The sequence below is a fragment of the Neobittarella massiliensis (ex Bilen et al. 2018) genome, assembly GCF_014269355.1.
Classification (GTDB): Bacteria; Bacillota; Clostridia; order Oscillospirales; family Ruminococcaceae; genus Neobittarella; species Neobittarella massiliensis.
In genome coordinates this window covers 184,594-207,405 of the sequence record NZ_JACOGI010000001.1, presented here as the reverse complement: position 1 = coordinate 207,405, position 22,812 = coordinate 184,594, and the positions used below count along the sequence as shown (strand labels likewise).

Genomic DNA, 22,812 nt, shown 5'->3' with positions numbered 1-22,812 from the left:
GCACACCTTCTGCCAAATTTGTAACCAGATTGTAACATCTTACACGAATTTCCAACAAAAAATTCACAGCTGCGACACAAATAAGCAAGCCGGCCGCTTTCTTCGGTGCCGGCGCCCACACTGCCCACACAGCAAAAAGCAGGCCCTGCAGCTAACACAGGGCCTGCTCTTATATAGATTCGATCACAGGTACTTGTAGGGGTTTACATCGCTGCCGTAGTTGCCGCCCTCCCGCACTTCAAAGTGCAGGTGCGGCCCGGTGGAGTTGCCGGTCGAGCCGACCGCGGCGATGGTCTGGCCGCGGCGCACTGTAGCGCCTTTGCCCACATACAGGTTGCTGCAGTGGCCATACAGGCTGTACAGGCTGTTGCCGTGGTAGATCAGCAGGTAATAACCGTATCCGTAGTTGCCGTAAATGGCCGAAATGACCTCGCCGTCAGCCGCGGCCACGATGTCCGAGCCGTAGATGCCGCCGCCGGCGATATCGATACCGGTGTGCCACTCATTGCCGTAGATCGCCGAATAACCGTACGGCGCCGATATGTAAGAGAAGCCCGGCACCGGCCACTGAAAGGCGGTCACCGGCGGGTCGGGTTCCGGTTCCGGCTCTGGCTCCGGTTCAGGAGCCGGGGTAGAGGAGCTCTCTCCCCCCGACGAACCACCGTCAGAGCTGCCCCCGCCGTCCGGTGCCGGCGGCGGTGTCGGCGTGCTGCTGGAAGAGCTGTTCTGGCCGCCGCTGTTTTCGTTATTGTGCTTGTTCTCATTTTCGCGGATGGCCGCCAGGATATCGGCCTCCACCGCGTCGCGCTCCTGCCGGTACTGGACCTGCTGCTGGGCATTGAGGGCCAGCTGCCCACCCAGCTGATCGATGGTCGACGCGGCGGCGTCCGCCTCGCCGGCCAACACGGCATTCTTCTGGTCCAGCAGCGACTTCGAGGCGTCCAGGTCGCTCTTGCTGGCCGACAGCTCGTTCTGTGCGGCCTCCATGTCCTCTTTTTCCTTGGTCAAAGTGGCGATGAGCTGCCGGTCGTGTTCCGCCAGTCGCGACATCGTGTCGGCCCGCAGGAGCATTTCGCTAAAGGATGAGGCCCCCAGCACTGCGCTGAGCCCGCTGGCCTCCGGCGACATGTACTGCGCTCTCAGCCGCTGGCGAAACAGTTCCTCATTCTCCTCGATGCTCTGCTGTTTTTGCTCTATATAAGCCTCTTTTTCCTCAACCTGTCCGTTCAGCTGCTCGATCTTGTCCTGCAGCAGATCCACCTGCTCCTGCACCAGCTGTTTTTGCTCCAACAGCTGGGCGCGCTTTTGCTCCTCCTCGCCTTTGGCGGCCGAGAGCCCGTCTATCTCCTGCTGCAGCTGCTGGATCTGCTGGTCCAGCTGGCTGTATTTGTCGTTGAGCGCGCCGATACTGTCGCCGGCGGGCTCTTCTTTTTCTTGGGCGCGCGCCGGTGTCACGCTGCCGGTGAGCACGGCCAGCAGCATGGCCGCCGCTATCAGCAGCGCCAGACCTCTGTGCCGGCTGATCGATCTGTTCACAGTACACTACCTCCTCACCGGTGCAAAAAAGACGTACAGCAATTGGGGCTTTTCGTCGTTGCCATACGTCTTTTCACACTTCATATAGACTGCCAGAACAAGTTTTATACTTTCAGGTGCTTGCGCATCGAGACCACGCTGCCCAGCACGCCGGTGAGCATGCCGCCGCCCACAAAGCCACCCAGCACATAAAACCAGATGTCTTTAAAGGGGATGAAGCTGTCGGCCAGCGAGGTGATGAACGGGGAGGAAAACTGCCCCAGTCCATCCATGATGGTCGCGTAGCCAAAGTAGATCGCCACATAGGCGATGACGGCCGAGATCAGGCCGATGAGCATGCCCTCGATCACAAACGGCATGCGGATAAAGCCGTTGGTAGCGCCCACGTATTTCATGATGTTGATCTCTTTGCGGCGCGAGAACACCGTCAGCCGTATCGTGTTGGCGATGATCAGCAGCGACACCGCCACCAGTACCACCACCAGCGTCACCCCAGCAACGCTGACGATATTTTTCAGCGAGACGATGGCCTCGGCCTCCGCCCGGGGGGAATTTACCTTCTCAACGCCTTCGGTCACCGTGAACTGCGCCACCGTATCGTCCATTTTGTCCAGGTCTTTCAGGGTGATGCGGTACGATGCGGGCAACGGGTTGCCGCTGCCGCCCTCCTCGATACCGTCCAGCAAGCTGGCGTCCTCACCAAAACCGGCCCGCGCCTCTTCCAGCGCCTGCTCTTTGGATATGTAGGTGTACGAGGCGATGTTGTCATGGGTCTTGACCTTGTTCTCGATCTCCGCCTTCTGCTCGTCGGTGGCGGTGTCGTATACGAAGACCACCACCTCGTTCTGGCTCTCTACATAATCGAGCGCCTTGCCGATATTAGCTGAGAACAGAGTGGCCACGCCCACCAAAATCAGGCACGCCGAGAGCACCGCCACCGAGGCAATGCTCATGAGCTTGTTGAGCCATATGCTCTCGCAGCCCTTTTTAAAAAGATAGGAAAAACTGCTGTTCATATCACACAGACCTCCAATCCGGCCTGTCCGATAAGATGGTGCCGTTTTCTATGGTGATGATGCGGTTCTCATACCGCCTGATGAGCTCGTGCTCGTGGGTGACCATCAAGATCGTGGTGCCCACCTTGTTGATCGAGTCGAGCATGTCCACGATCTCCATCGACAGCTCCGGGTCGATGTTGCCGGTGGGCTCGTCGGCAATGATCAGCGACGGCTTGTTGACCAGCGCCCGGGCCAGAGCCACCCGCTGCTGTTCGCCGCCCGAGAGCTCGGTGGGCATGTTCTTGGCCTTGTCCACCAGCCCCACCAGATCCAAAACAAACGGCACCCGCTTGCGCAGCTCCCGCGTCGGCGTGCCGGTTACCCGCAGCGCAAAGGCCACGTTGTCGTACACGTTCATGTTGGGGATGAGCCGAAAGTCCTGGAATACGATGCCCATCGAGCGCCGCAAGAGCGGCACCTCTTTTTGCTTCATCGAGCTCACCTTAAAATCGTTTACGGTGATCTCGCCAGAAGTGGGCGTCTCCTCGTGCATAATGAGCTTTAGAAAGGTGGATTTGCCGGCGCCCGAAGATCCCAAAACAAAGACGAATTCGCCCTGCTCGATCTTTACGCTCACATCCTTTAGCCCATAGGTGCCGTTGGGGTACACCTTTGAGACATTTTTAAATTCAATCATGATTTCCTCATCTCAGATCTTAGTATTTAACAGGGTTCGAGTTGAGGTACTTTTTCACCATGAGCGCCACCTTGAAGATGATCGCGTGGTCGAACTCCCGCAGGTCCAGGCCGGTCAGCTTTTTGATCTTCTCCAGCCGGTACACCAGCGTGTTGCGGTGTACGAACAGCCCGCGCGAGGTCTCCGACACATTGAGGTTGTTTTCAAAGAAGCGCTGGATGGTAAACAGCGTCTCCTGGTCCAGCAGCTCGATCGAGCCTTTCTTGAACACCTCTTTTAAGAACATCTCGCACACGGTGGTGGGCAGCTGATAGATCAGACGGGCGATACCCAGATTGTCAAAGCTGACGATCGACTTTTCAGCGTCGAATACCTTCGACACCTCCAGCGCCACCTGGGCCTCTTTAAACGAGCGGGCCAGATCTTTGATGCCGGTGACCACCGTGCCGATGCCCACGAACGAGCGGATATAGAACTCGCTGGACAGCGTGTCGACGATCGAGCGGGCCAGCTTCTCGATATCCTTGGTCTCGATGTCGGGGTGGATCTCCTTGACGATGACCGTATCGGTCTCCGAGATGTTAAAGATAAAGTCTTTCTGCTTGTCCGGGAACAAATTGACGATCACATCGTAGGCCGATACCTCGGTCTTGCCCACGGTGCGCACCAGCAGCACGATGCGGTGTGCATCGGTGCCAAAATGCAACTCTCTGGCCTTCACGTACACGTCGCCGGGCAAAATGTTATCGAGAATGACGTTCTTGATAAAGTTGTTGCGGTCGTACTTCTCGTCGTGATACTGCTTGATGCTGGTCAAAGAGACGGTCAGCAGCCCGGCATAGCGGCTGGCGATCTCGTCGGTGCCGGCCACGAAAACGGCGTAGTCGCCTTTCTCGTTGGTGCCAAAGGGCTTAAAGGTATAGGTATCTTTGACAAAGCAGTCTTTCAAGTTGGCACTGGAGAGATTGCAGCCCTCAAAGACGTCGCCGATCTTCTGCAGCTCGCTGCAGGAGATGACGTTGCCCTTGTCGTCAATCACGCCGATTGTGCGATCGAGCACATCTTTCATCTGGTGAATAATACCTTGAAATAGTCTGTTAGACATAGTACTGTACCCTCTCTTTTCCTGTATTCCAGTTGGTTCTTGTAAGAAGTGATAATATTGCTAGTCCATATTATCTATATTGTACACAGCCTTTGGTATTTTTGCAATATTATTCTGCAAAAATAATTCCGTATTTGTGCAAAAATTTTACAAGCCCCAAAGCGTACAGCCCTGTTATGCTGATTATACCGCCATATTGTGACAGATTTTTGAAAAATATATGAACAGCCATTTTCCAATTTTTGTATATCTTGCTCAACGCAGACCGCACAGCTAAGCCATTTATCCGTCAAAAAAGCCATGACCCCCACCGGGGCCACGGCCTCTTTTAACGCGCCGCTGGCGCGCCTTTACACTTTATCTGGCCGGGCTGCCCGGCGCCATATCTGGCTGCATTTTCCAGCCAAAATTATTTCTCTTCCGGTCCGTTTTCGCCGTCATCGCCGATATCTTCCCCGTCCTCCGGGTCCTCGTCGGCCCCGTCGGCGGTCACCAGATCGTCCAGCCAACTCTCGTCCTCTTCTGCGGGTGCCGGCTCCACCGCCTCCTCGCTTCCGGCAGCGCCGCCGCTGCCGGCCAGTACCGCCTCTCTCTTTTGCCGGTACTCCTCCTCACTGAGGACGCCCTGACTGCGCAGGTTTTCGAGCTGTCCCAGTTGGGTCTCCACCCGGTGGCCCGACTTGGCGGCCCGGTGCACCTCGATCTCCTGGCGGGAAAAGCGGCTCCCGCGGCTGGCGCCGTAGAGCAGCAGTACTGCCAGCGCCAGCGGCAGCAGCAGATAGGCGGCGGTGGCGTACAGGATATACAGAATATCATAGCCGCCACCCAGCCAGTTGAGCAGCCCACTGGTAATGAACACGAACAGCCCGTACACCGCCGCCAGCACCGCTGCCACGGTATTGAGCGCCGGCACCGCCCCGCGAAATACGGCCAGGTACACCGCCGCCAGCGCAAACAAAATGGGCAGTATCAGCTGTAACAATATCTGGAACGACTGCCCGTAGGCGCCGGCGATCAACATGTTGTCCACCGCCGTGTAGACCAGCGTCACCCCGATCAGCACAGCCGCCGCCGTGTCCAGTTTCAAGATCATCAGCACAAATACCGCCAGCAGCAGCACCATGGGCAGGTAGTAGTCGGGCATGCTGGTGAGCAGCGGCCCAAACCCAAATTTCGCCACCCGAACGACGAGGTCGCTAAACAGGTAGGCAGCGGTGAACACCGTCCCCAACAGGCCCAGCGCCCGGTATAGTTTCTGCAGCAGCGGCTGCTTGTCTGCGAGTTGATTGGTCATGGCAAATTCTCCTTAAGCGATGGTATTGGCCCCGCCGCGGTGCGGGTGCTATCGCCCTGTCCGCCGTCACTTTACTGGCACAGGTGGCGGGCAAGGCGCGCTGTCATGCCTGCTATTTTACCACAACGCACCGCAGCCGCGCAAACGAAAAAGCGCCGATTTTATCGGCGCCTTCACACATCGGGCAAAAACGCGCCACCATAGCCGCCGCCACCGGCCGGTCATCTCACCGGCCATCCGGCGGGCACAAACCGCCTGGCAGTAGGCTTTGCAGCTTACTATAGCGCATCTCTTTTTTCCTTTTTTCGCCCGCTGCCGTCACCTGGCGCTCACTTAAACGGGCAGGAAAGTTTACTTTTTCTTCACAAACAGCGGGCTGCTGGCTGTGTCCTGGGCCGCCGGCGTAATGTCGCCACCCACAATGTTCCCCTTGTACACCAGCAGGTGCACGTAGGTCTCTCCCTCACCGTCCGCCGCCTTTTTTAAATACCGGTAGCGCTTAACTGATTTTCCTTTGTACTTCGCCAGGTCCATACCGCTCTTTTTCTGCAGGTCGTTATACTGGGTATAGCGCTCGTCAAAGTCGCTGGGCAGCCGCACCTGCAGCACCTCCAGCGGCTCGCTCTCCACCGCAATGCCCACCGCCTTTAAAAAGGTCGACCGCTGCTTGGCCGTCTCCCCCTTCAGCGAGAGTTTCTCGGCGCGGGTATCTATCTCCCGGGGCAGCTGGTCCTGCTTCTTCGCGGTGGCCGACTGGGCCTCCTCGGTGGGCTGGGTCGCCTGGCTCTGCTCAGCCGCTTCAGCTTTCTGCTGCGATTCGGCCTGCACCGCCGCCTGCAGCTCGCCGGTCTGCTCTACGGCGTCCCCCTGCTGTGAGGCCACCTCGGCCTGGGCCTGCTCATCCTGCGGCGCCGCTTCTTCCGCCGGCTGCTCGGCCTGCTCGCCCGCCTGCTGCCCAGGCGTCTGTACCGGCGCCTGGGCAGCGGGCGGGACCGCTTCGGTCTGCAGTGCATCCCGGTGGTCCTGATAAAAGCGAAAGCCGCCGGCGCAGGCCAGCAGAGCCACCGCAAAGCACCCCACCCCCACTGCCAGTTTTTTTGCCTTGATGGTATAGCTGAACACGTAGCACCACTCCCCCACAGGCGCGCCACATCGGTCGCCCGTCTTGATTTTGTTTGACAAGAGTTGCTACATCTATATGCGCCGCCCCCTGCAAACAGACCGCCGACGATCCATCTGCAGACAGTAAAAAAGCGCCGGCCGGGCGGTAGGTCCCGCCCGCGGCGCTCTGGCTTTCTGTCTCTATTCCTCGCTCTCCTGTACCAGCTGCTGCAGTGCCTCCTCGTTTAACACCTTCAGATGGTTGCCCCGCACGGCAATGAGCCGCTCCTCGCGCATGGTCTTTAAAATGCGGTTGGTACTGCGCATGCTGGTGGCCAATATACCCGAGAGCTCATCCTTGCCAATATCCACCTCGCCGCCGGGCTGCAGATGATCCAGCAGCAGCATCGCCGCCCGCACCTTCAGCGGGCGCACCGCCGACGACACCCCGTACTCCGAGGCCTCGGCCATCTGGCGGGCAAAGCGGCGCAGCAAAAACAGGCTCCAGTCCGGGTCCTGCCGCACCCACTGCAAAAACAGCGCCTTGGGGATCTTCATGGCCGAGCAGGCCGTCACCGCCAGCACATTGCGCGAGATCGCGTAGCCGTCGTCCCGCAGCGCCTCCACCTCGCCGAACAGCTCCCTGTTTTTCGAGCCGATATACGAGATGATGATCTCGCCGTTTTGCGCGTAGTGGAACACTTTGACGTCCCCCTCCAGCAGCAGGTATACCGTATCGGCCTCGTCTCCGCAGCGCATCAGGTATTCCCCAGCGGCAAAATGGCAGTGTTCCATCTGTTCCCGCAGCGGCGGCGGGCAGTGTAAAAACCGCTCGGTGATCTCTTTTGACTGCAACTCCTTCACCCCTCTGCCCATGTGTCCACTGTGCACGCTCTCTTCTGTTTTTCAGTATAGCAAATTTTTTCCGGCTGTGGCACTACTACCCTGTGCAAAATTTACGCTGCTTTTTTAGCTCAATATACCAAAAAGTGATCGACCAAGGTTCAATTTGTCATCTCGCCCGCAGCCCTTCACCGCTCAAATAGGGCCGTCTCCGCCCGCCGGGGCGCTCGCAGCCAGCACTGCCTGCCACTCGATCAGCGCCGCCCCCAGCCACCGCCGCGCGCCGCTGCAAAAAGCAGCGGCACAGGAGCCGTGCCCCTGTGCCGCTTGCCTGGCGAAACACCCCTGCGGGTGCCATGATCTATTGTTTCTCTCGGTCTGTTTTTACTGCTCAAAGGCGGGAGAACTGTTTACTTCTTGGTGTTCTCCAGCAGCTGGCAGAGGATATCCACGTATTTTTGGCGGTCGGCGTGCAGGGCCACTTTGCAGTTGGGCTCTTTGGCCTCCATGCGCCCATTGAGGATATCGAACATGGTCACGCCGTAAGCCGAGCCGCGGCCGCAGTCCACCACACAGGGGGCGTCCATCACGTCCACCAGCACGGTGGGGTCTACCAGCGCCGCCACACACAGCGGGTCGTGGATCGGGGCGGCGTCCTCCACCTCGACTTTTTGCCAGCTGCTGTAGCCAAAGATGCGCTGATCTACCAGATCGGCCACCACCTCGGCCGGGCGGGTGCCGATGGCGCGGATGCGGGCGGCGTCCTCTTTGGTCAGGTAGGCCTGATGGGTGGCGTCCAGCGGCACGAAGGTAAAGTTCTTGATACCGGCATCCAGCACCGCCTGAGCGGCCTCGGGGTCCAGCCATACGTTGAACTCAGCCAGCGCCGACTTGTTGCCGATGCGGAAACCGCCGCCCATGTACATCACCTCTTTGATCTTCGAGACGATGCGGGGCTCAATGCGGATCGCGTGGGCGATATTGGTCAGAGGCCCCAGGGGGATCAGAGTGATCGACTCCTCCTCGGCGGCCATCAGCGTGTCTACCAGCCAGCTGACCGCATTTTGGTCCTCGGCTTTTTTGGTGGCCTTGGGGCACTGGTCGATATAGGTTCCGTGGATGTTGCGGTATTTTGCGTCTGCGGGGGCCTCGTACTGGGGGTAATTTTTGCGCAGGCCCAGCATGCAGGAGGTCCAGGGCAGCGCACACCCCTGGTACACCGGCACGGTGCCGCCCATCAGTTCGCTGATACGCAGGCTGTTCTCGGTGGTGATGGGAACAGCGCGGTTGCCGTTGACGGTAGTGATGCCCAATACTTCAAAGTCGGGGTTGGCCATGGCGGCGATCAGAGCGATCGCGTCATCCGAGCCGGTATCGACGTCTAAAATTACTTTTTTCTTTTCCATGGTACGGTCTCCTTTTACTGCTGGTGCAGATTGTCACACCGGGCGTCCACATCCCGGTTTTTTCTCACAACGTCCAGTATACGGATTTCACCTGGCCGCACAAGGACCGTTGTCCTTTCATTCATTTTTTGTCGTATAGTACAAAACTCTTCCTCTCCTTTCATCACTGTTGCCCAGCTGTCCATGCCTTTTTCTACCACCTCTGCGCAGCTTTTCCCCGCACCGCGCCCCAATGGCGCCCAAAATAAGATTTCGTTACCCCCGGTCCCCGCGCCGCCACATTGCCGGTGCCACCCTATCTGCCGGCTTTTCCCGGGGTACCCAGTAACCGGCGGACCCAGGTCGGTCCTATTAAGCGCCAGCACCGATCGCAGATCAGTGCCGGATCTTCCATGTACCGCCCGCAAATCAATAAACAGGTCCGCGCTGCACAGGCGGCCATCTTCTCTCATCGCCGGGGTACCAGCAACACCTTTGCTCTCTGCCCCAATAAAAAGCCTTCTTACCATATTGCATACGGGCACCGGCCAAGTCGCGGTTTTCCTCTAAACAAAAAAGCCGAGCCGTACCCCGCGGTACAGCTCTGCTTTTCAGCTCATCTTTTTTTCTCTACCGATCACTCAAAAAACTTTTTAGCCTCTTCCACCACTTTGGCCTCCAGCTGTGGGGGCAGCGGCTCGTAGCGGGTAAACACAAAGGTAAAGCTGCCGCGGCCCTGGGTAGTCTGGCGCATGGTGGTGGTAAAATCGCTCATCTCCGCCATGGGGATCTCCGCCACGATCTCGGTATAACCGCCGTCCTGCGGGTCCATACCCAGCACGCGGCCGCGCCGCTTGTTCACCTCGCCCATAATGTCGCCGGTGTTCTGCTCCGGCACCAGCGCATTCAGGGTGCCGATGGGCTCCAGCAGATAGGCGCCCGCCTGCTTGATGCCCTCTTTGTAGGCCAAGCTGGCCGCCGTCTTAAAGGCCAGCTCCGACGAGTCCACCGGGTGGTACGAGCCATCAAGCAGTGTCGCCTTCAGGCCCACTACCGGGTAACCGGCCACCACACCGTGTTGGATGCTCTCCTGCAATCCCTTTTCTACCGCCGGGAAATAGTTTTTGGGTACCGCACCGCCAAATACTTTCTCCTCAAATACCAGGCCCTCACCGTCGCAGGGCTCGAACTCGATCCACACGTGCCCGTACTGGCCGTGGCCGCCGGTCTGTTTTTTGTATTTGCCCTCTACCTTTACCTTTTTGCCAATGGCCTCCCGGTAGGCGACCATGGGCTTTTCCAGCTTGGCGTCTACGCCGTACTTGCTCTTGAGCCGCGAGATGACCACATCCAGGTGCTGCTCCCCCATACCGGTGAGCACCTGCTGCTTGGTCTCCTTGTCGGTGGCAAAATGCAGCGTCTGGTCCTCCTCGCACAGCTTTAAGATCCCCTGCCCGATCTTCGACTCATCGCCCTTATCCACCGGCTGTACCGCCATAGCATAGGTGGGGATCGGGAAACTGGGGGCCAGCACCTTATATACCTTTCCCTCACGGCACAGCGTGTCGCCGGTAAACACCCCCGACAGCTTGGTCACTGCGCCGATATCGCCGGCCGGCAGTTCTTTGGTATCGATCTGCTTTTTGCCGCAAAGGTATACCATCTTACCCATCTTCACCGCCTCGCCGCGGGTGCCATTATACAGCTTTAAGTCGCCGGTCAGCTTGCCCGACAGCACCTTCACGAACGACAGCCGACCCACAAACGGGTCGTTGACGGTCTTAAACACATAGGCCACCGGGTCGCCGGCGGGGTCGCAGGGCAGCGATACCGGCTCGCCGCTCTCATCCTCCACCCCACTCGACTCGTCGTGTGCCGCACTGGGCAGCAGGTGGGCCATCATATCGGCAGTCAGGTCCACCGCCTCCAGCATCAGGGCACTGCCGCAGATGACCGGCGTGATGGCCCCGTCCTTTACCCCCTGCTGCACGCCGCGGCGCAGCTCTTCCTCGGTAAACTGCTCGCCCGAGAAAAACTTTTCAAACAGCTCTTCGTCAGCCTCGGCCACCGCCTCGCTCATGGCCGAGCGCAGGCCCTCCAACCGGTGCTCCATATCCGGCACCGGCACCTCGCTGGGGTTGCCCCCGGCGTCATAGGTGTAGGCCTTGTCGGTGATCAGGTTTATGTAGATATTCCTGTCGCCGTCGCGGCAGGGCACCACTACCGGACAGACCGAGGGGCCAAAAGCGCTCTTTAGCTCCTCCAACACCTTGTAAAAATCGGCACTGGGGCGGTCCATCTTCGACACATATACCATGCGCGACTTGCCGTTTTTCACCGCTGATTTATAGGCTTTCTCAGCGCCCACCGACATGCCCGACTTGCCCGACACCACGATCAATACGCTCTCACAGGCGCTCATTGCCTCGCACTGGGCCCCTTCATAGTCAAACAGTCCCGGGGCGTCGACCATGTTGATCTTGCGCTCGTCCCCGCCGCGCACCACCTCTACCGGCACCACCGACGAGAACACCGAGGTGCCCCGCTTGATCTCCTCCTCAGTATAGTCGCTGACCGAGGTCCCGTTATCCACCTTGCCCAGGCGATCACTCTGTCCTTTGCACCACAGAATAGCCTCTACCAGCGAGGTCTTTCCCGCATTGCCATGACCCATGACAGCGACGTTTCTGATCTTCTCCGGCGTATACTGTTTCACAAAATCACATACCTTTCTGTAAATCTATGGTGCATGGCAGCCCCAGATCGGGCGCATTTCCTGCGCACCCGGCCGCCGAACGGGCAGATTACACAACAGTTTTCGGTCTGTCTGTGTACACCTTGCCCAATACTTGCAGCATCTGATTTTTTATTTTAGTTTATATTACCACGGAACTGCCATAAAGAATATACATATCCTGTCACAAATCCGCCGCCACATCTTAGACAGTTTGACGAACGCCGTCCCACGCCGCGCGCTGTACGCCGCCGGGCAGCAAAAAAGAGAGGCTTTTCGCCGCCGGGCGGCGAAAAGCCTCTCTTCTATCAAACTTTCCTTATAGGGCCGCCACTCACAATCTCTTCGCGCAGGGCAGCCCGATAGACAGCACCAGCCATACCATCTGGTACAAAAACAGCACCGAGGTAGAGATGAGCCCCTGGCCGAACACCATCGAGAACAGCACCGCCAACAGCAGGGCGATGCCCGCCCCCACCGACTGGATGACCACCGACGCCGTCACCTGGCTCTTGGCGTGAAATGCGCTGAGGATGCCCTGGGCAAACGAGATGAACGAACCCATCGTACACAGCGCACAGTCGCCTGGCAGGTCAGCCGGTTTTTCCTCCAGCTGCGCAGCCGTATGACTGTGGATGACGGTGAACATGTCCTCTGGCAGATCGTAGACCTGGGCCACCCGCTGGGCCGTCAGGTTGGGGTCCTTGGTCTTTACAGCCAGCAGCAGCCCGGTGGGATCCAATTTTTGCAGCATCTCGGCCACCTGCGGGTTCTGATTATAGCTGAGCACGAACATGGCCGTCAACTCGCCCGAGGTAGCCAGATACAACAGCTCCCGGGTCCCGTCGCGGCGGTACTTCTTCTCGTAATCGGCCGACGGCACGTCCACTCCGTGGTTGAGCATCAGCTCCCGATTTCCCACCAGAATGCGCTTGTTGTCGATCCAGCAGGAGTACCCCATCCCGTTTTCGTACACGTAACTGTCAAACGACAGCAGGATGTCGGTGCGGTTTTCGATGACCTTTAAAAATACCGAGGAGATGGCCGAGTCCTTGGAACACACCACGCTGGCGGTCTTGAGGATGGCCTCGTCGATGCGCTCGCCGCCAAAAGTCTTGATGCCGTGCAGCAGCACGCTGCCGCGGGGGAACAGGTCGGCGTCCGACACCACCACCGCATTGAGGTCCTGCAGCTTCTCCACCGCCGAGTAGCCCGACAGCACCCCGCCAAAGCGGTTGAGATACTTGCAGATACGCGAAAACGGGATGTTGAAGCACAGCATCAGCGAGAAGGGACACACCGCGCAGAGTATCAGCGCCACAGTGGAGCTCACCGCTACCACGTCGCCGCGGGTAATGAACAGAAAGCAGCCCACCAGCAGCGCTACCACCGCCCCCAGCACGCCCAATACCCGGGCGCACTTATCCGAAAAGTCCTCCGAAAAGCTGTGGCTGATAAAGCCCGAAAGCTCCCGGCAGGGCCGGCGGTAGGCCACCTGCGGGTCGCGGATCGCCACGCCTTTCACGATGTTCTCCGCCAAGCTCGCCGGTTCCACCAGCTCACAGGTATACTTTTCGATGTCCGAGGTGATGAACTTGTAGTTGCGCAGGATGCGGCACACCATATTGAGCTTGCCCATACAGTTGCAAAACAGCGCCATCATGGCCACCGCCGAGTAGAGAAACACCCCCGACTTGGCCATCTGGTCGGCATTAAAAAACAGTACCACGTACTGCAGCAGGCAGCCCAAAAAGCACAGCCCCACCGGGGAGTCGTTGTCCCCCTTCAGGGTAAAGGTGTACCCCAGCCCGCCAATAACGGTAGAGGTGCAGCACAGCACACCGCCCAATAGCAGTACCAGCCCCAGGCCCAAATAGACAAATGGGGCGTCTACCGGCGACAAAAAGCCCGGCAGCGGCAGCGGCAAGATGGGTGCTAAATTGTGATACAGCAAAAGCAGCGTCAAGATACCGGTGACCGATATGCGCATGCGCAGCTTGCCCTTTAGCGAGATCAGCCGCTCCAGCGCCGCGTGCTCGTCATCGGCCTGGTACACATCCTCCTCGTCGTCGGCGTCGGTGTACAGGTCCGGCTCGTCCTGCTCGGTAAACGCCTCGTCGGGGCCGATGCCCGGTTCAAACTCCCCCTCGATCTGCTGGCGGTCGATCTGGAAGTTCTTCACCTTGCTGGCCCGGGCCCGCTTGAGCAACTCCCGGTCGCCCAGGTGCATGGTCTCCTCCACCAGCGGCTCGATCTTCTCCTCCAGCCGCCGGCCCATCTCAAAGGTGCCCGAGGCCTCGTCGGCCACCAGCTGGCTCACCGGCTTGTCATCGGCGCGGATGAGCATCTCGTCGGTGGCAAAAAAGTTGATGGGCACCGCCCCCTTTTGCTGGTGCGGCCCGGCCACCGGCGATCTTTCTGCCGCCGCCATCTCGGGTGCGGCGGCCTCCGGCTGAGCTGGCTGTCCTCCGCCCACCGGCTCAGCAGCCCGCGCGGCGGGCGCCTGGTCCGTTGCGAGCGCTGTCGCCCCGCGTGCAGACTCACCGCTCTCAGCGCGCGCCGTCTCCTTTGGGGCCGCCCCTTTTTCCGCCGGCGTCAGCTCGCTCTGCTGTGCCTGCCGGCGGGTCTCGTCGATCACCTGCTGGTGCGACTTCTCAGCGCTTTTTTTAACGCGGCCAAACAGCCCCTTTTTCTCTAGAGCAGGGCCGGCGGCCGCCTTTTTCCCCAGGTCGGGGCCGGTCACCCGCTCCTGGCGCGGCATCTCCGCGGCGATCTCGGGCACGATGTCGTCGGGCGTCTCGCTCTCTTTAAAAAAGCTGGCCATCTTCTGGATGCGTATCTGCTCGGTGTCGGTGATCTCGCGCTTTTGCACCTTGCGCGGCACGATATCGTGGTGGATGGTCTCCTGCAGCTTGTCCTCGCCGCCGCCAAAAAAAGCGGCCGCCTTGGGCAGCAGCGCGGTCTCCTGCTCCCGCAGGGCCACCTTCTCCGCCACCGCCTGCATCACCGGTTTGGGTCTCTGCCCTTCTTCTTTTGTCCCGGCAGCCGGCGGCTGGTCGGCGGGGGCAGTATGTATAGCGGCAGGGGCCTTTTTTGCCGCCCGCTCCTGCTGCAGCTCCTGCAGCAGCGCGTCGGCCCGGCTCACCTTGGCCCGGTCGGCTGTCGCGGTCGGCCCGGTGTGTTTTTTGCGCACCTGATCGAGGATCTCGTCGACGATGGCATTTTTGGTGAGCGTGTCGTACTTCCTGTTTTTCTCCATCTACTGAGCCCCCTTTTTCGCCGCCAGCCGCTGGCCCGCTACCTCGTACAGGACGATGCCCGCCGCCACCGAGGCGTTGAGCGAACTGATCTGCCCCAGCAGCGGCAGGCTCACCGCACCGTCACAGCTCTGGCGCACCAGCCGCGACACGCCTTCACCTTCGCTGCCCACCACAATGGCCACCGGCCCGCCAAAGTCCTGGTCGCGAAAATTCACCCCGTCCATGTCCGCACAGTACACCCACACGCCGGCCTCTTTCAGCTGCTCGATGGTCTGCACCAGATTGCCCACCCGGCACAGCGGCAGGTGCTCACAGGCCCCGGCCGAAGACTTGTACACCGTCGTCGAGATGGGCGCACTGCGCCGCTTGGGCATCAGCACCCCGTGGGCGCCGGCGCACTCGGCAGTGCGGATGATGGCCCCCAGGTTATGGGGGTCGAGTATGCCGTCACACAGCACCAAAAACGGGGCCTCCCCCCGCTGTTTGGCGCGCTGCAGCACCTCCTGCAGGGTGTAGTAGTGCACCGGGCTGGCAGCGGCGACAACGCCCTGATGATTCTGCCCCGGGCACAGCGCGTCCAGCTTTTTGGCGTCGGCGTCCTTGATGATGACCCCCCGCTTTTTAGCCGCGGCGACCACCCGGCCCAGGCCCTTGCCGGCGCCGGACCGCTGCAGGTAGATACAGTCTATCTCCCGCCCGGCCTCCAGCGCCTCATATACGGCATTTCTGCCGGCAATAAATTCATCGTACATGGTATCTGACCCCTCAAAAGGTAAAGTGGTCCGCCCCGCGCCCTGATCGGCGCCGTCGGCAAACACAGATATATACTCATAGATATTTGTATTATAGCATACATCTTTGGCAGTTTACACGGTTTTTTTACAAGATGCGACGGCAACTTTTACCGGTCCTGTCCCGCCCTTTGGCACCGCTCTCCACAGCGGGCGCTCCTTTTTTTGCCGCCGCTCTTAGCGCGCTAAAAAGCGGCGGCGCGGGCCTTTTGTCCCACACCGCCGTCTGTATCTTATCGGCTTAATCGGTCGCCGGTCAGTGCAGCAGCAGCCACCCCAGCCCGGCCCCGGCAGCCAGCACCGCCAGGTAGCGCACTCCGGTGCGCAGCAGCCAGCGCCAGTCGCGGCGGGGGCGGCAGCTGACCATGCCGGTAATGGCGCCCCCCGCCTGGCGGTGCAGCTGGGTGTCGCTGAGCCCCAGCCGCGAGCTCTTGACGATGACGATGGCCCGCTCAAAACAGTCCTCCTTGCCACCTACGATCTCCACTACCTTCTTGTTCACACCCCGCACCACATCCGGTCCCCCCTGCCAAAAAATTCTGTGCCGCCCGCGCTCTTTTCGGGCTAATACTATCTTTGTCAGTTGTGGCCCCGCTTTATACGCCCGCCGCCAAAACTGCCGTCAGGCAAAAGCTGGGCACACTGCACGGGTACAGGTTTTGACACTGCTCATACCGCCGTTATACAGACAGTATTGATATTGGTTTACATAATTTGTGTGGAGAACTATGTTGAAATGGTGGAATACCCGTTACGCAAGATTTTGCCAACGCGTTAAAAGCGCCGTTTACGGCGGTGGAATGGATATGTGGAAATTTCAAATTATGTAAACTCGCATCTTCATTCCAAAGCAGGATAACGCTAAAAAAGCAAGAGGTTTCTCCCTGTTTTCCTCCACATTTTTTGCGGGAAAAATCACCGTCCGATTTGGGCGAACTGTTCAGTTGCCCAGTAACGGGGCAGTTGTTTACAAAAATTACAGTTCCGCAAGCTCTATTTTTTCTGGTATACTGAGACCATCGCCGCTGTCGGCCGGCAGCGGCACAAGAGAGGGGCGTCTGCATGGTACCAGTCATCCAGGCCGCCCGCAGTCCCGGTCTCAGCACCCGGCTGCAGGGCGACACCTATATCATCGAAAATACCCGCGATACGGCGCCGCCGTTCTCGCTGCCACTCACGCTGGATTGCGGCCAGGCCTTTCGCTTTGATCAGGACCACCTGGGCCGGTGGTACGGCGTGGCCGGCGATGTGCTGCTGTGCGCCCAAACAGTCAAAGAGCGGGTCGAGTTCTACGGAGTCAGCGCCGACACCGCCGCCTTTATCGATCACTACTTCGACCTGTCCTGCGACTATGCACCGCTCAAAGAGCTGTTTTGCCGGCGCCGCCCGCTGCGGCTGGCTGTCGAGCAGTTTCCCGGCATCCGGGTGCTGCGGCAAAACGCCTTCGAGGCGCTCTGCACCTTCATCCTCTCGCAGAATAACAATATCACCCGCATCAAGGGGCTGGTCCAGCGGCTGTGCCAGCTCACCGGTCAGCCGTTTTGCTCGCCGCTCTACCCCGGTCGCACCTTCTACCGCTTTCCCGCCCCGGCCGACCTGGCCGGGCTGGAGGTCTCCGATCTGGCGCCGGTCCGGGCCGGCTTTCGCGCCAAGTACCTGCTCGATGCCGCCCGCCGGGTCCACGCCGGCCAGGTAGATCTCGAGCGCTGCCGTACGCTGCCCATCGACGAGGCCCGGCAGCACCTGATGCAGATCTACGGGGTGGGCCCCAAAGTGGCCGACTGCGCCCTGCTCTACGGCCTGTACCGCACCGAATGCGTGCCCATGGATGTATGGATGAAACGGGTGATGAAAGAGCTGCTGCCCGGCGGCTTTCCCCGCTATATGCGCCCCTATGCCGGCATCGCCCAGCAGTTTTTGTTTCACTACGCCCGTCAAAACGCCGCCCTCTTTAAAGAAAAGGAGCCGGCCGCCCCGGCAAAAGACAGCCTGTCGATTGGCGGATAGCGATACAATGCGCCCCGGCCGCCGGTCAAAAACCGCAAAAATGCCAAAAGGGGTGTAAATTGTCTTTTCATTTGCAGTCCCGTTTGTTATAATAAAGACAAGTTCGGGCCTACATACCCATGGGGTGGTGGGGCGCAACAATATTTTAGGAGTGTGATCTTTATGCCACTGGTAAATACCAGAGAGATGTTCAAAAAGGCATATGAAGGCGGCTATGCGATCGGCGCTTTCAATGTAAACAACATGGAGATCGTTCAGGGCATCACCGAGGCCTGCAAAGAGCTGCAGGCTCCGGTCATCCTGCAGGTTTCCGCCGGCGCACGCAAGTACGCCAACCACACCTACCTCACCAAACTGGTCGAGGCTGCCGTCATCGAGACCGGCGTGCCCATCGCCCTGCACCTGGACCACGGCAACAGCTTTGAGCTGTGCAAGAGCTGCATCGACGGCGGTTTCACCTCGGTCATGATCGACGGCTCGCACCTGCCCTACGAGGAGAACGTGGCCCTGGCCAAAAAAGTGGCCGACTATGCCCATCAGTTCGACGTGACCGTCGAGGCTGAGCTTGGCCAGCTGGCCGGCATCGAGGACGACGTCAAAGTCGACGCCGAAAACGCCTCCTTCACCGATCCCGCCCAGGTCGAGGACTTCGTCACCCGCACCGGGGTCGACTCGCTGGCTATCGCCATCGGCACCAGCCACGGCGCCTACAAATTCAAACCCGGCCAGAAACCCCAGCTGCGCTTCGACATCTTAGAGGATGTCTCCAAGCGGCTGCCCGGCTTCCCCATCGTGCTGCACGGCGCCTCTTCGGTAGTGCCCGAGTTCGTCGAGATGATCAACAAATACGGCGGCGAGATGCCCGACGCTATCGGCATCCCCGAGGAGATGCTGCGCCAGGCAGCTACCATGGCCGTCTGCAAGATCAACGTCGACTCCGACCTGCGCCTGGCCATGACTGCCGCCGTCAGAAAGTACCTGGCCGAGAACCCCTCTCACTTCGACCCCAGACAGTACCTGGCTCCGGCCCGCGACGCCATCCGCGACATGGTCAAACACAAGATCACCGATGTGATGGGCTGCGCCGGCAAAGCCTAAACTCCTATCATGTCCTCATAAAACGGGTGCGGCAGCTGCCGCACCCGTTTTTTATCCTCGCCCCGGTCCTGCCCCCCAACGAATATCCCCCACACCAACAGGAGGTACCTCTTCCATGACCCGCATCCTCTTCATCTGCCACGGCAACATCTGCCGCTCGCCCATGGCCCAGTTCGTACTGCAGCACATGGTAAACGAGCGCGGCCTGTCCGGCGACTTCACTATCGACTCCTGCGCCGTCAGCCGCGAGGAGCTGGGCAACCCCGTGCACCCCGGCACCCGCCGCATACTGGCCCAACACGGCATCCCCGTCCCCGCCCACCGCGCCCGTCAGCTGCAGCGGCAAGACTACAGCCGCTACGATCTGCTCATCGCCATGGAGCAAAAAAATCTCTCCGGCATCCGCCGCATCGTGGGCCCCGACATCCAAAACAAGGTCCATCTGCTGCTCTGCTATACCCGTTCCCCCGGCGATATTGCCGACCCGTGGTATACCGGCGATTTCGCCCCCACCTATCGCGACGTCACCGCCGGCTGTCAGGGCCTGCTCCAGGCGTTGGGCCACATATAGTATATACCCTGCAAAACCGGCAAGAGCGGGGAGCCCGTGGAGGCTCCCCGCTCTTTTTTATCTGCCGGCTACGAGAGCGGCATCTGCTGGCCGGCGATCTCTATGCTGGCGATCTGCCCCGGCTCGATCATCTCGGTAAAGAGCACCGTTATCTGCGCACACCTCCCGCCATGGATCACCGTGCTGTCCAGGTAGTCTCGGCGCGGCTGCAACACCCACCCATCCTTCATGGTCACTTTTATGGCGTCCACATAAGAGCCATCGGGCACCTGTGGATTCATCTCGGTATATTTCCCATCCCGCAGCGTGGCCCGCACCATAAAGTCCGAGTAGTAAAAATCCTCGATATACACCGGATGGCCCTCTATCTGGCCCGGCAGATCCAGTTTTTGCACGCCGTCTGCAACGTCCTGGTAGCGCAGTGTCCAGGACAGCTGCCAGCTGCCCGATATGGTCTTTACTTTTGTCACTTCACCGGTCTCGGGGTCGGTCATGGTCAGCGTGATATCCTCTATAGATAGGGTCACTTTTTGCCCCTGTATCGGCTGGTCGTGGCTCATGCGCAGCAGGCAGACAGCCTCTTTGCTCTGCGGGTCTATTTCTATCTGATTCAGGCCGCCGCCCCCGCTGTAGCCGACCATATCGATGCGCATATTAAGCTGCGAAAAACTCAGTTGACTTACATTTTGGTATTTCTGGGGGTACCGGATACGGCACAGTGCGTAGGCGCTGTAGCTGTCCCCCACCACCTGGTCTACTTCTACCGTCACCCCGTTTTGGATCACCTTTCTATCCACCTGCTGGCCCGCCAGCTGTAGCTGCTCCTGCTGCGTTTGGCTCGGCTGTAAAAACGCCAGCAACTTCTGGTCCCACTCAAATACCACCGCCGCCACTGCCGTACAGGCCAGCACTGCCAGCGCCGCCGTCAGCGCAATCACTCGGCGGGGCAGATACCGCTTGTACCTGCCGCTCTTGCGGCGCACCAAGTCCAGGATGCGTCCGGTGTCGGCCCGCTCCGGCGTCAGCTGTTGTAGCAGTTCCTCCGGCGGCAGTACCTGCAGCCATTCATGCCAGGTATTCATCACTGATCCCCCTCTCCTGCAGCTGTCGCAACAGCTGCTTGCGGTCGCGCGCCAGTCTGCTCTTCACGGTAGACAGCGGCATACACAGCACCTGGGCGATAGCCGCCAGTGTTTGCTCCAGGTAGTAGTGCCGCACAAATATCTCCCGGTCCCGCTCGGGCAGCTGAGCCAGCAACTGCCGCACCAGCTGCGCCTGTTCCTGTCGCTCGGCCTCCTGCTCCGGCCCGGCATGGGCGTCCTGGGCCACGTCCTCATGTAGCGGCAGCTCGCCTCCTCGCACCCGCAGCCGGTTTTTAGCCATATTGCGGGCCGTCGCCGCCAAATAGCCCCGCAAACTTCCCTCCGGCGACAGCGCCGCCGCCTTCTTCCACACAGCTGTAAACACGTCGGCCACCACCTCTTCGGTGTCCTGCCGGGTCACCGCTTCCCCCAGTACCGCCCGCACGATCGTGTACACATATCCGCTGTAGCAGCGCACCATCTGCTCTAGGGCGCCCCGCCGTTGCGCGCGCAGCTCCTGCAGCAATCGCCGCTCCTCCACTTCGCTCCCCCCTTTTTCTTCTCCTCACCTCTCTATACACCAGTCTAAGCCAAACGGTCGCCCATTTCGACGATTTTTTATAAACAGAGCGGGAGGGCCGCCGGCGAGTGTCGGCAGCCCTCCCGCTCTGTTTATCATATCGTCTCCTATGTTCACACTGACCCGCTATTCTCCCAGTGGTATTTCAAGGTCTCCCACCCGCACATATTCGATGTCCGCAAACTCCACCGGCCGCTCAAAGCGGCACTGATACTGCAGGCGGCGTACATTTTGATACTGTCCCACTTCCAGGCCGCGGTACTGCTCCAGTACGGTCCCATCTCTCATAGCCACGGTGATCGGCGCCGAGTACACCTCCTCTTCCGACAGCTGGGGCGCCATATCCGGGTACCGGTCACTGACCAGCGTCACCTCCATCGACAGGTTCGATATCTGCAGCTGTTTTACCAGCGCCCGCCCCTGTCCGATCGCGCAGACCTCATCCACCGCCAGCGACTTCTTCTCATTTTGGTAGTCCATGTTCCAGGCGATCTCCCACGGTCCCTCTTTCCATATAATAAAATCATCCCTGCCTATTTGCCCCATATATTCTGTCTTTAGCATTTCCGGGTTAAAGTAACCCAGGTCCCCCAACGTCAGCACCATCTTATGGCCCCGCATCGATTCGTCGCTCTGCAGGCAAAACAGGTACGCATACACATTGTCTTCCGGGTCCTCATCTGTGAGCAGCTCTACCTGTTGTGTCACCGCGGGGCCCGTCACCGAAAACTCGATCCCACGGTCGGCAAACTGCAGATATGGCGGCTTTTGTGGCATCTCTTCTAAAAAAGTCACCTGACACAGCACGTAGGCGGTATTCTCGTCGCCCACGACCTGCTTGACCTCTACGGTAACACCGTCTCTGGTGACCGATCTTTCCACCTGCTGGCCGGCATCGGTCAGTTTTTCCTGCCACGGCGGTGTAATGCCCAAAAATTCCAGCAGCCGCTGATCCCAGCCAAATATCGCCGAGGCGGCTACCGTCGCCACCAGCGCGCACAGCAGTGCGGCGATACACACCGCCCGGCGCAGCGCCTTTTGACGCGTGGTGCGGTACACCCGGGTACGGGCCACCTGCCTCAATACCCGCGCGGCGACATCTGCCTGCGGCAGGTCTGTTTGCACCGGCAGCGATAGCTCCTCGGGAAGCAGCAGTCCCATCCAGTCACTGATATATTGCTTCACCGCGTGTACCCCCTCTCGCGCAAGATCGTCTCCAGCTGTCTGCGGCCGGCCACCAGGTGGTTTTTTACCGTAGACGGGTTCATATCTATCGCGGCTCCGATCTCCTGCACAGTCTGGCACAAATAGTAGTGCCGCGCAAATATCTCCCGGTCTACGGGCTGCATCTGGTCTAGAGCTTCCAGCAACACCTGTCGCACCTCTGTGTCATCCAGCTGTTTTTGTGCCTTTAGATCGATCACATCGTATTCCAGCTTGCCATCGGGCCGCAGCTGGCGCAGCTTATTTCTGGCCATGTTGCGGGCGGTGGCAGCCACATAGGGTTTTATGGTCGCAAACGCCTCGCTCAGCTGTTCGCCGCTTTGCCAAACAGCCAAAAACACGTCGCTCACCACCTCCTCAATGTCCTCCCGGGCCATCACTCCGCCCAATATCCCCTGCACGATGGTATAGACGTACCCGCTATACTGCAAGATCAGCTGCCGCAGTGCCGCCGTCTTTTTCTTTTTGAGGCCGCGTATCAGTGTTTGCTCCCCCATAAAGTGCAC

19 protein-coding genes are annotated in these 22,812 nt (G+C 59.5%); 3 read left to right on the top strand and 16 right to left on the bottom strand.

Features of this window, described 5'->3' with window-relative positions; translation table 11 throughout:
* Window positions 1–183 precede the first annotated feature (183 nt).
* From H8K20_RS14125 to H8K20_RS00935, 12 genes are all read right to left on the bottom strand, one after another.
* On the bottom strand, window positions 184–1,536 hold the full coding sequence (locus H8K20_RS14125; protein WP_186487211.1) for a peptidoglycan DD-metalloendopeptidase family protein: 1,353 nt from the start codon (window positions 1,534–1,536) through the stop codon (window positions 184–186).
* Between the two features lie 104 nt (window positions 1,537–1,640).
* The gene (gene ftsX, locus H8K20_RS00985) at window positions 1,641–2,552 is read right to left on the bottom strand and encodes a permease-like cell division protein FtsX (RefSeq protein WP_105203311.1); all 912 of its coding nucleotides are present in this window, start codon (window positions 2,550–2,552) and stop codon (window positions 1,641–1,643) included.
* Between the two features lies 1 nt (window position 2,553).
* Complete coding sequence (gene ftsE, locus H8K20_RS00980; RefSeq protein WP_105203310.1) at window positions 2,554–3,231, bottom strand: cell division ATP-binding protein FtsE; 678 nt, start codon at window positions 3,229–3,231, stop codon at window positions 2,554–2,556.
* A 19-nt stretch (window positions 3,232–3,250) separates the two neighbouring features.
* Window positions 3,251–4,336, bottom strand: coding sequence for a PucR family transcriptional regulator (locus H8K20_RS00975; RefSeq protein ID WP_105203309.1), 1,086 nt, complete (start codon window positions 4,334–4,336; stop codon window positions 3,251–3,253).
* 409 nt (window positions 4,337–4,745) lie between these two features.
* Window positions 4,746–5,630 carry an ICP22 family protein gene (locus H8K20_RS00970; protein ID WP_105203308.1) on the bottom strand — a complete coding sequence of 295 codons (885 nt, stop codon included), beginning with the start codon at window positions 5,628–5,630 and terminating at the stop codon, window positions 4,746–4,748.
* 351 nt (window positions 5,631–5,981) lie between these two features.
* Window positions 5,982–6,752, bottom strand: coding sequence for a DUF4830 domain-containing protein (locus tag H8K20_RS00965; protein WP_186487210.1), 771 nt, complete (start codon window positions 6,750–6,752; stop codon window positions 5,982–5,984).
* Between the two features lie 180 nt (window positions 6,753–6,932).
* Entirely contained in the window at window positions 6,933–7,586 is a 654-nt protein-coding gene (locus H8K20_RS00960; RefSeq protein WP_164998059.1) for a Crp/Fnr family transcriptional regulator, read from the bottom strand.
* 398 nt (window positions 7,587–7,984) lie between these two features.
* Entirely contained in the window at window positions 7,985–8,980 is a 996-nt protein-coding gene (locus H8K20_RS00955) for a nucleoside hydrolase (RefSeq protein WP_105203305.1), read from the bottom strand.
* Between the two features lie 616 nt (window positions 8,981–9,596).
* A complete protein-coding gene (locus tag H8K20_RS00950) occupies window positions 9,597–11,675 on the bottom strand; it encodes an elongation factor G (protein ID WP_186487209.1) in 2,079 nt (692 codons plus the stop codon).
* A gap of 352 nt (window positions 11,676–12,027) precedes the next feature.
* Window positions 12,028–14,952 (bottom strand): HAD family hydrolase, encoded by a 2,925-nt coding sequence (locus H8K20_RS00945; RefSeq protein ID WP_186487208.1) that lies wholly within the window; start codon window positions 14,950–14,952, stop codon window positions 12,028–12,030.
* The gene (rlmB, locus tag H8K20_RS00940) at window positions 14,953–15,705 is read right to left on the bottom strand and encodes a 23S rRNA (guanosine(2251)-2'-O)-methyltransferase RlmB (RefSeq protein ID WP_105203646.1); all 753 of its coding nucleotides are present in this window, start codon (window positions 15,703–15,705) and stop codon (window positions 14,953–14,955) included.
* 295 nt (window positions 15,706–16,000) lie between these two features.
* Window positions 16,001–16,246 (bottom strand): hypothetical protein, encoded by a 246-nt coding sequence (locus H8K20_RS00935; protein ID WP_129589359.1) that lies wholly within the window; start codon window positions 16,244–16,246, stop codon window positions 16,001–16,003.
* 560 nt (window positions 16,247–16,806) lie between these two features.
* On the opposite strand from H8K20_RS00935, the gene H8K20_RS00930 reads away from it, so the two are divergent.
* The 3 genes from H8K20_RS00930 to H8K20_RS00920 all read left to right on the top strand — a co-directional run bounded on the left by H8K20_RS00930 (window position 16,807) and on the right by H8K20_RS00920 (window position 19,420).
* Window positions 16,807–17,751: a DNA-3-methyladenine glycosylase family protein gene (locus tag H8K20_RS00930; RefSeq protein ID WP_186487207.1), complete on the top strand. Its 945-nt coding sequence runs from the start codon at window positions 16,807–16,809 to the stop codon at window positions 17,749–17,751.
* Window positions 17,752–17,913: 162 nt separating this feature from the next.
* The gene (gene fba, locus H8K20_RS00925) at window positions 17,914–18,849 is read left to right on the top strand and encodes a class II fructose-1,6-bisphosphate aldolase (protein WP_105203300.1); all 936 of its coding nucleotides are present in this window, start codon (window positions 17,914–17,916) and stop codon (window positions 18,847–18,849) included.
* Between the two features lie 115 nt (window positions 18,850–18,964).
* A complete protein-coding gene (locus H8K20_RS00920; RefSeq protein ID WP_186487206.1) occupies window positions 18,965–19,420 on the top strand; it encodes a low molecular weight protein-tyrosine-phosphatase in 456 nt (151 codons plus the stop codon).
* A gap of 68 nt (window positions 19,421–19,488) precedes the next feature.
* Here the strand turns inward: H8K20_RS00920 and H8K20_RS00915 are convergent, their stop codons facing one another.
* The 4 genes from H8K20_RS00915 to H8K20_RS00900 form a co-directional block, all read right to left on the bottom strand.
* A complete protein-coding gene (locus H8K20_RS00915) occupies window positions 19,489–20,502 on the bottom strand; it encodes a DUF4179 domain-containing protein (protein WP_186487205.1) in 1,014 nt (337 codons plus the stop codon).
* Window positions 20,486–21,043: a sigma-70 family RNA polymerase sigma factor gene (locus H8K20_RS00910; protein ID WP_186487204.1), complete on the bottom strand. Its 558-nt coding sequence runs from the start codon at window positions 21,041–21,043 to the stop codon at window positions 20,486–20,488. Before H8K20_RS00910 ends, H8K20_RS00915 begins: the two co-directional genes overlap by 17 nt.
* A 165-nt stretch (window positions 21,044–21,208) precedes the next feature.
* A complete protein-coding gene (locus tag H8K20_RS00905; RefSeq protein ID WP_186487203.1) occupies window positions 21,209–22,267 on the bottom strand; it encodes a DUF4179 domain-containing protein in 1,059 nt (352 codons plus the stop codon).
* A complete protein-coding gene (locus H8K20_RS00900; protein ID WP_129589355.1) occupies window positions 22,264–22,803 on the bottom strand; it encodes a sigma-70 family RNA polymerase sigma factor in 540 nt (179 codons plus the stop codon). The genes H8K20_RS00905 and H8K20_RS00900 overlap by 4 nt, the downstream gene beginning before the upstream one ends.
* Window positions 22,804–22,812 lie beyond the last annotated feature (9 nt).

Excerpts from the sequence above, each read along its gene's own strand:
- ftsX (WP_105203311.1), bottom strand. The coding sequence starts at position 2,552 with ATGAACAGCAGTTTTTCCTATCTTTTTAAAAAGGGCTGCGAGAGCATA.
- ftsE (WP_105203310.1), bottom strand. The coding sequence starts at position 3,231 with ATGATTGAATTTAAAAATGTCTCAAAGGTGTACCCCAACGGCACCTAT.
- H8K20_RS00975 (WP_105203309.1), bottom strand. The coding sequence starts at position 4,336 with ATGTCTAACAGACTATTTCAAGGTATTATTCACCAGATGAAAGATGTG.
- H8K20_RS00970 (WP_105203308.1), bottom strand. The coding sequence starts at position 5,630 with ATGACCAATCAACTCGCAGACAAGCAGCCGCTGCTGCAGAAACTATAC.
- H8K20_RS00955 (WP_105203305.1), bottom strand. The coding sequence starts at position 8,980 with ATGGAAAAGAAAAAAGTAATTTTAGACGTCGATACCGGCTCGGATGAC.
- H8K20_RS00945 (WP_186487208.1), bottom strand. The coding sequence starts at position 14,952 with ATGGAGAAAAACAGGAAGTACGACACGCTCACCAAAAATGCCATCGTC.
- rlmB (WP_105203646.1), bottom strand. The coding sequence starts at position 15,705 with ATGTACGATGAATTTATTGCCGGCAGAAATGCCGTATATGAGGCGCTG.
- H8K20_RS00930 (WP_186487207.1), top strand. The coding sequence starts at position 16,807 with ATGGTACCAGTCATCCAGGCCGCCCGCAGTCCCGGTCTCAGCACCCGG.
- fba (WP_105203300.1), top strand. The coding sequence starts at position 17,914 with ATGCCACTGGTAAATACCAGAGAGATGTTCAAAAAGGCATATGAAGGC.
- H8K20_RS00920 (WP_186487206.1), top strand. The coding sequence starts at position 18,965 with ATGACCCGCATCCTCTTCATCTGCCACGGCAACATCTGCCGCTCGCCC.
- H8K20_RS00915 (WP_186487205.1), bottom strand. The coding sequence starts at position 20,502 with ATGAATACCTGGCATGAATGGCTGCAGGTACTGCCGCCGGAGGAACTG.
- H8K20_RS00900 (WP_129589355.1), bottom strand. The coding sequence starts at position 22,803 with ATGGGGGAGCAAACACTGATACGCGGCCTCAAAAAGAAAAAGACGGCG.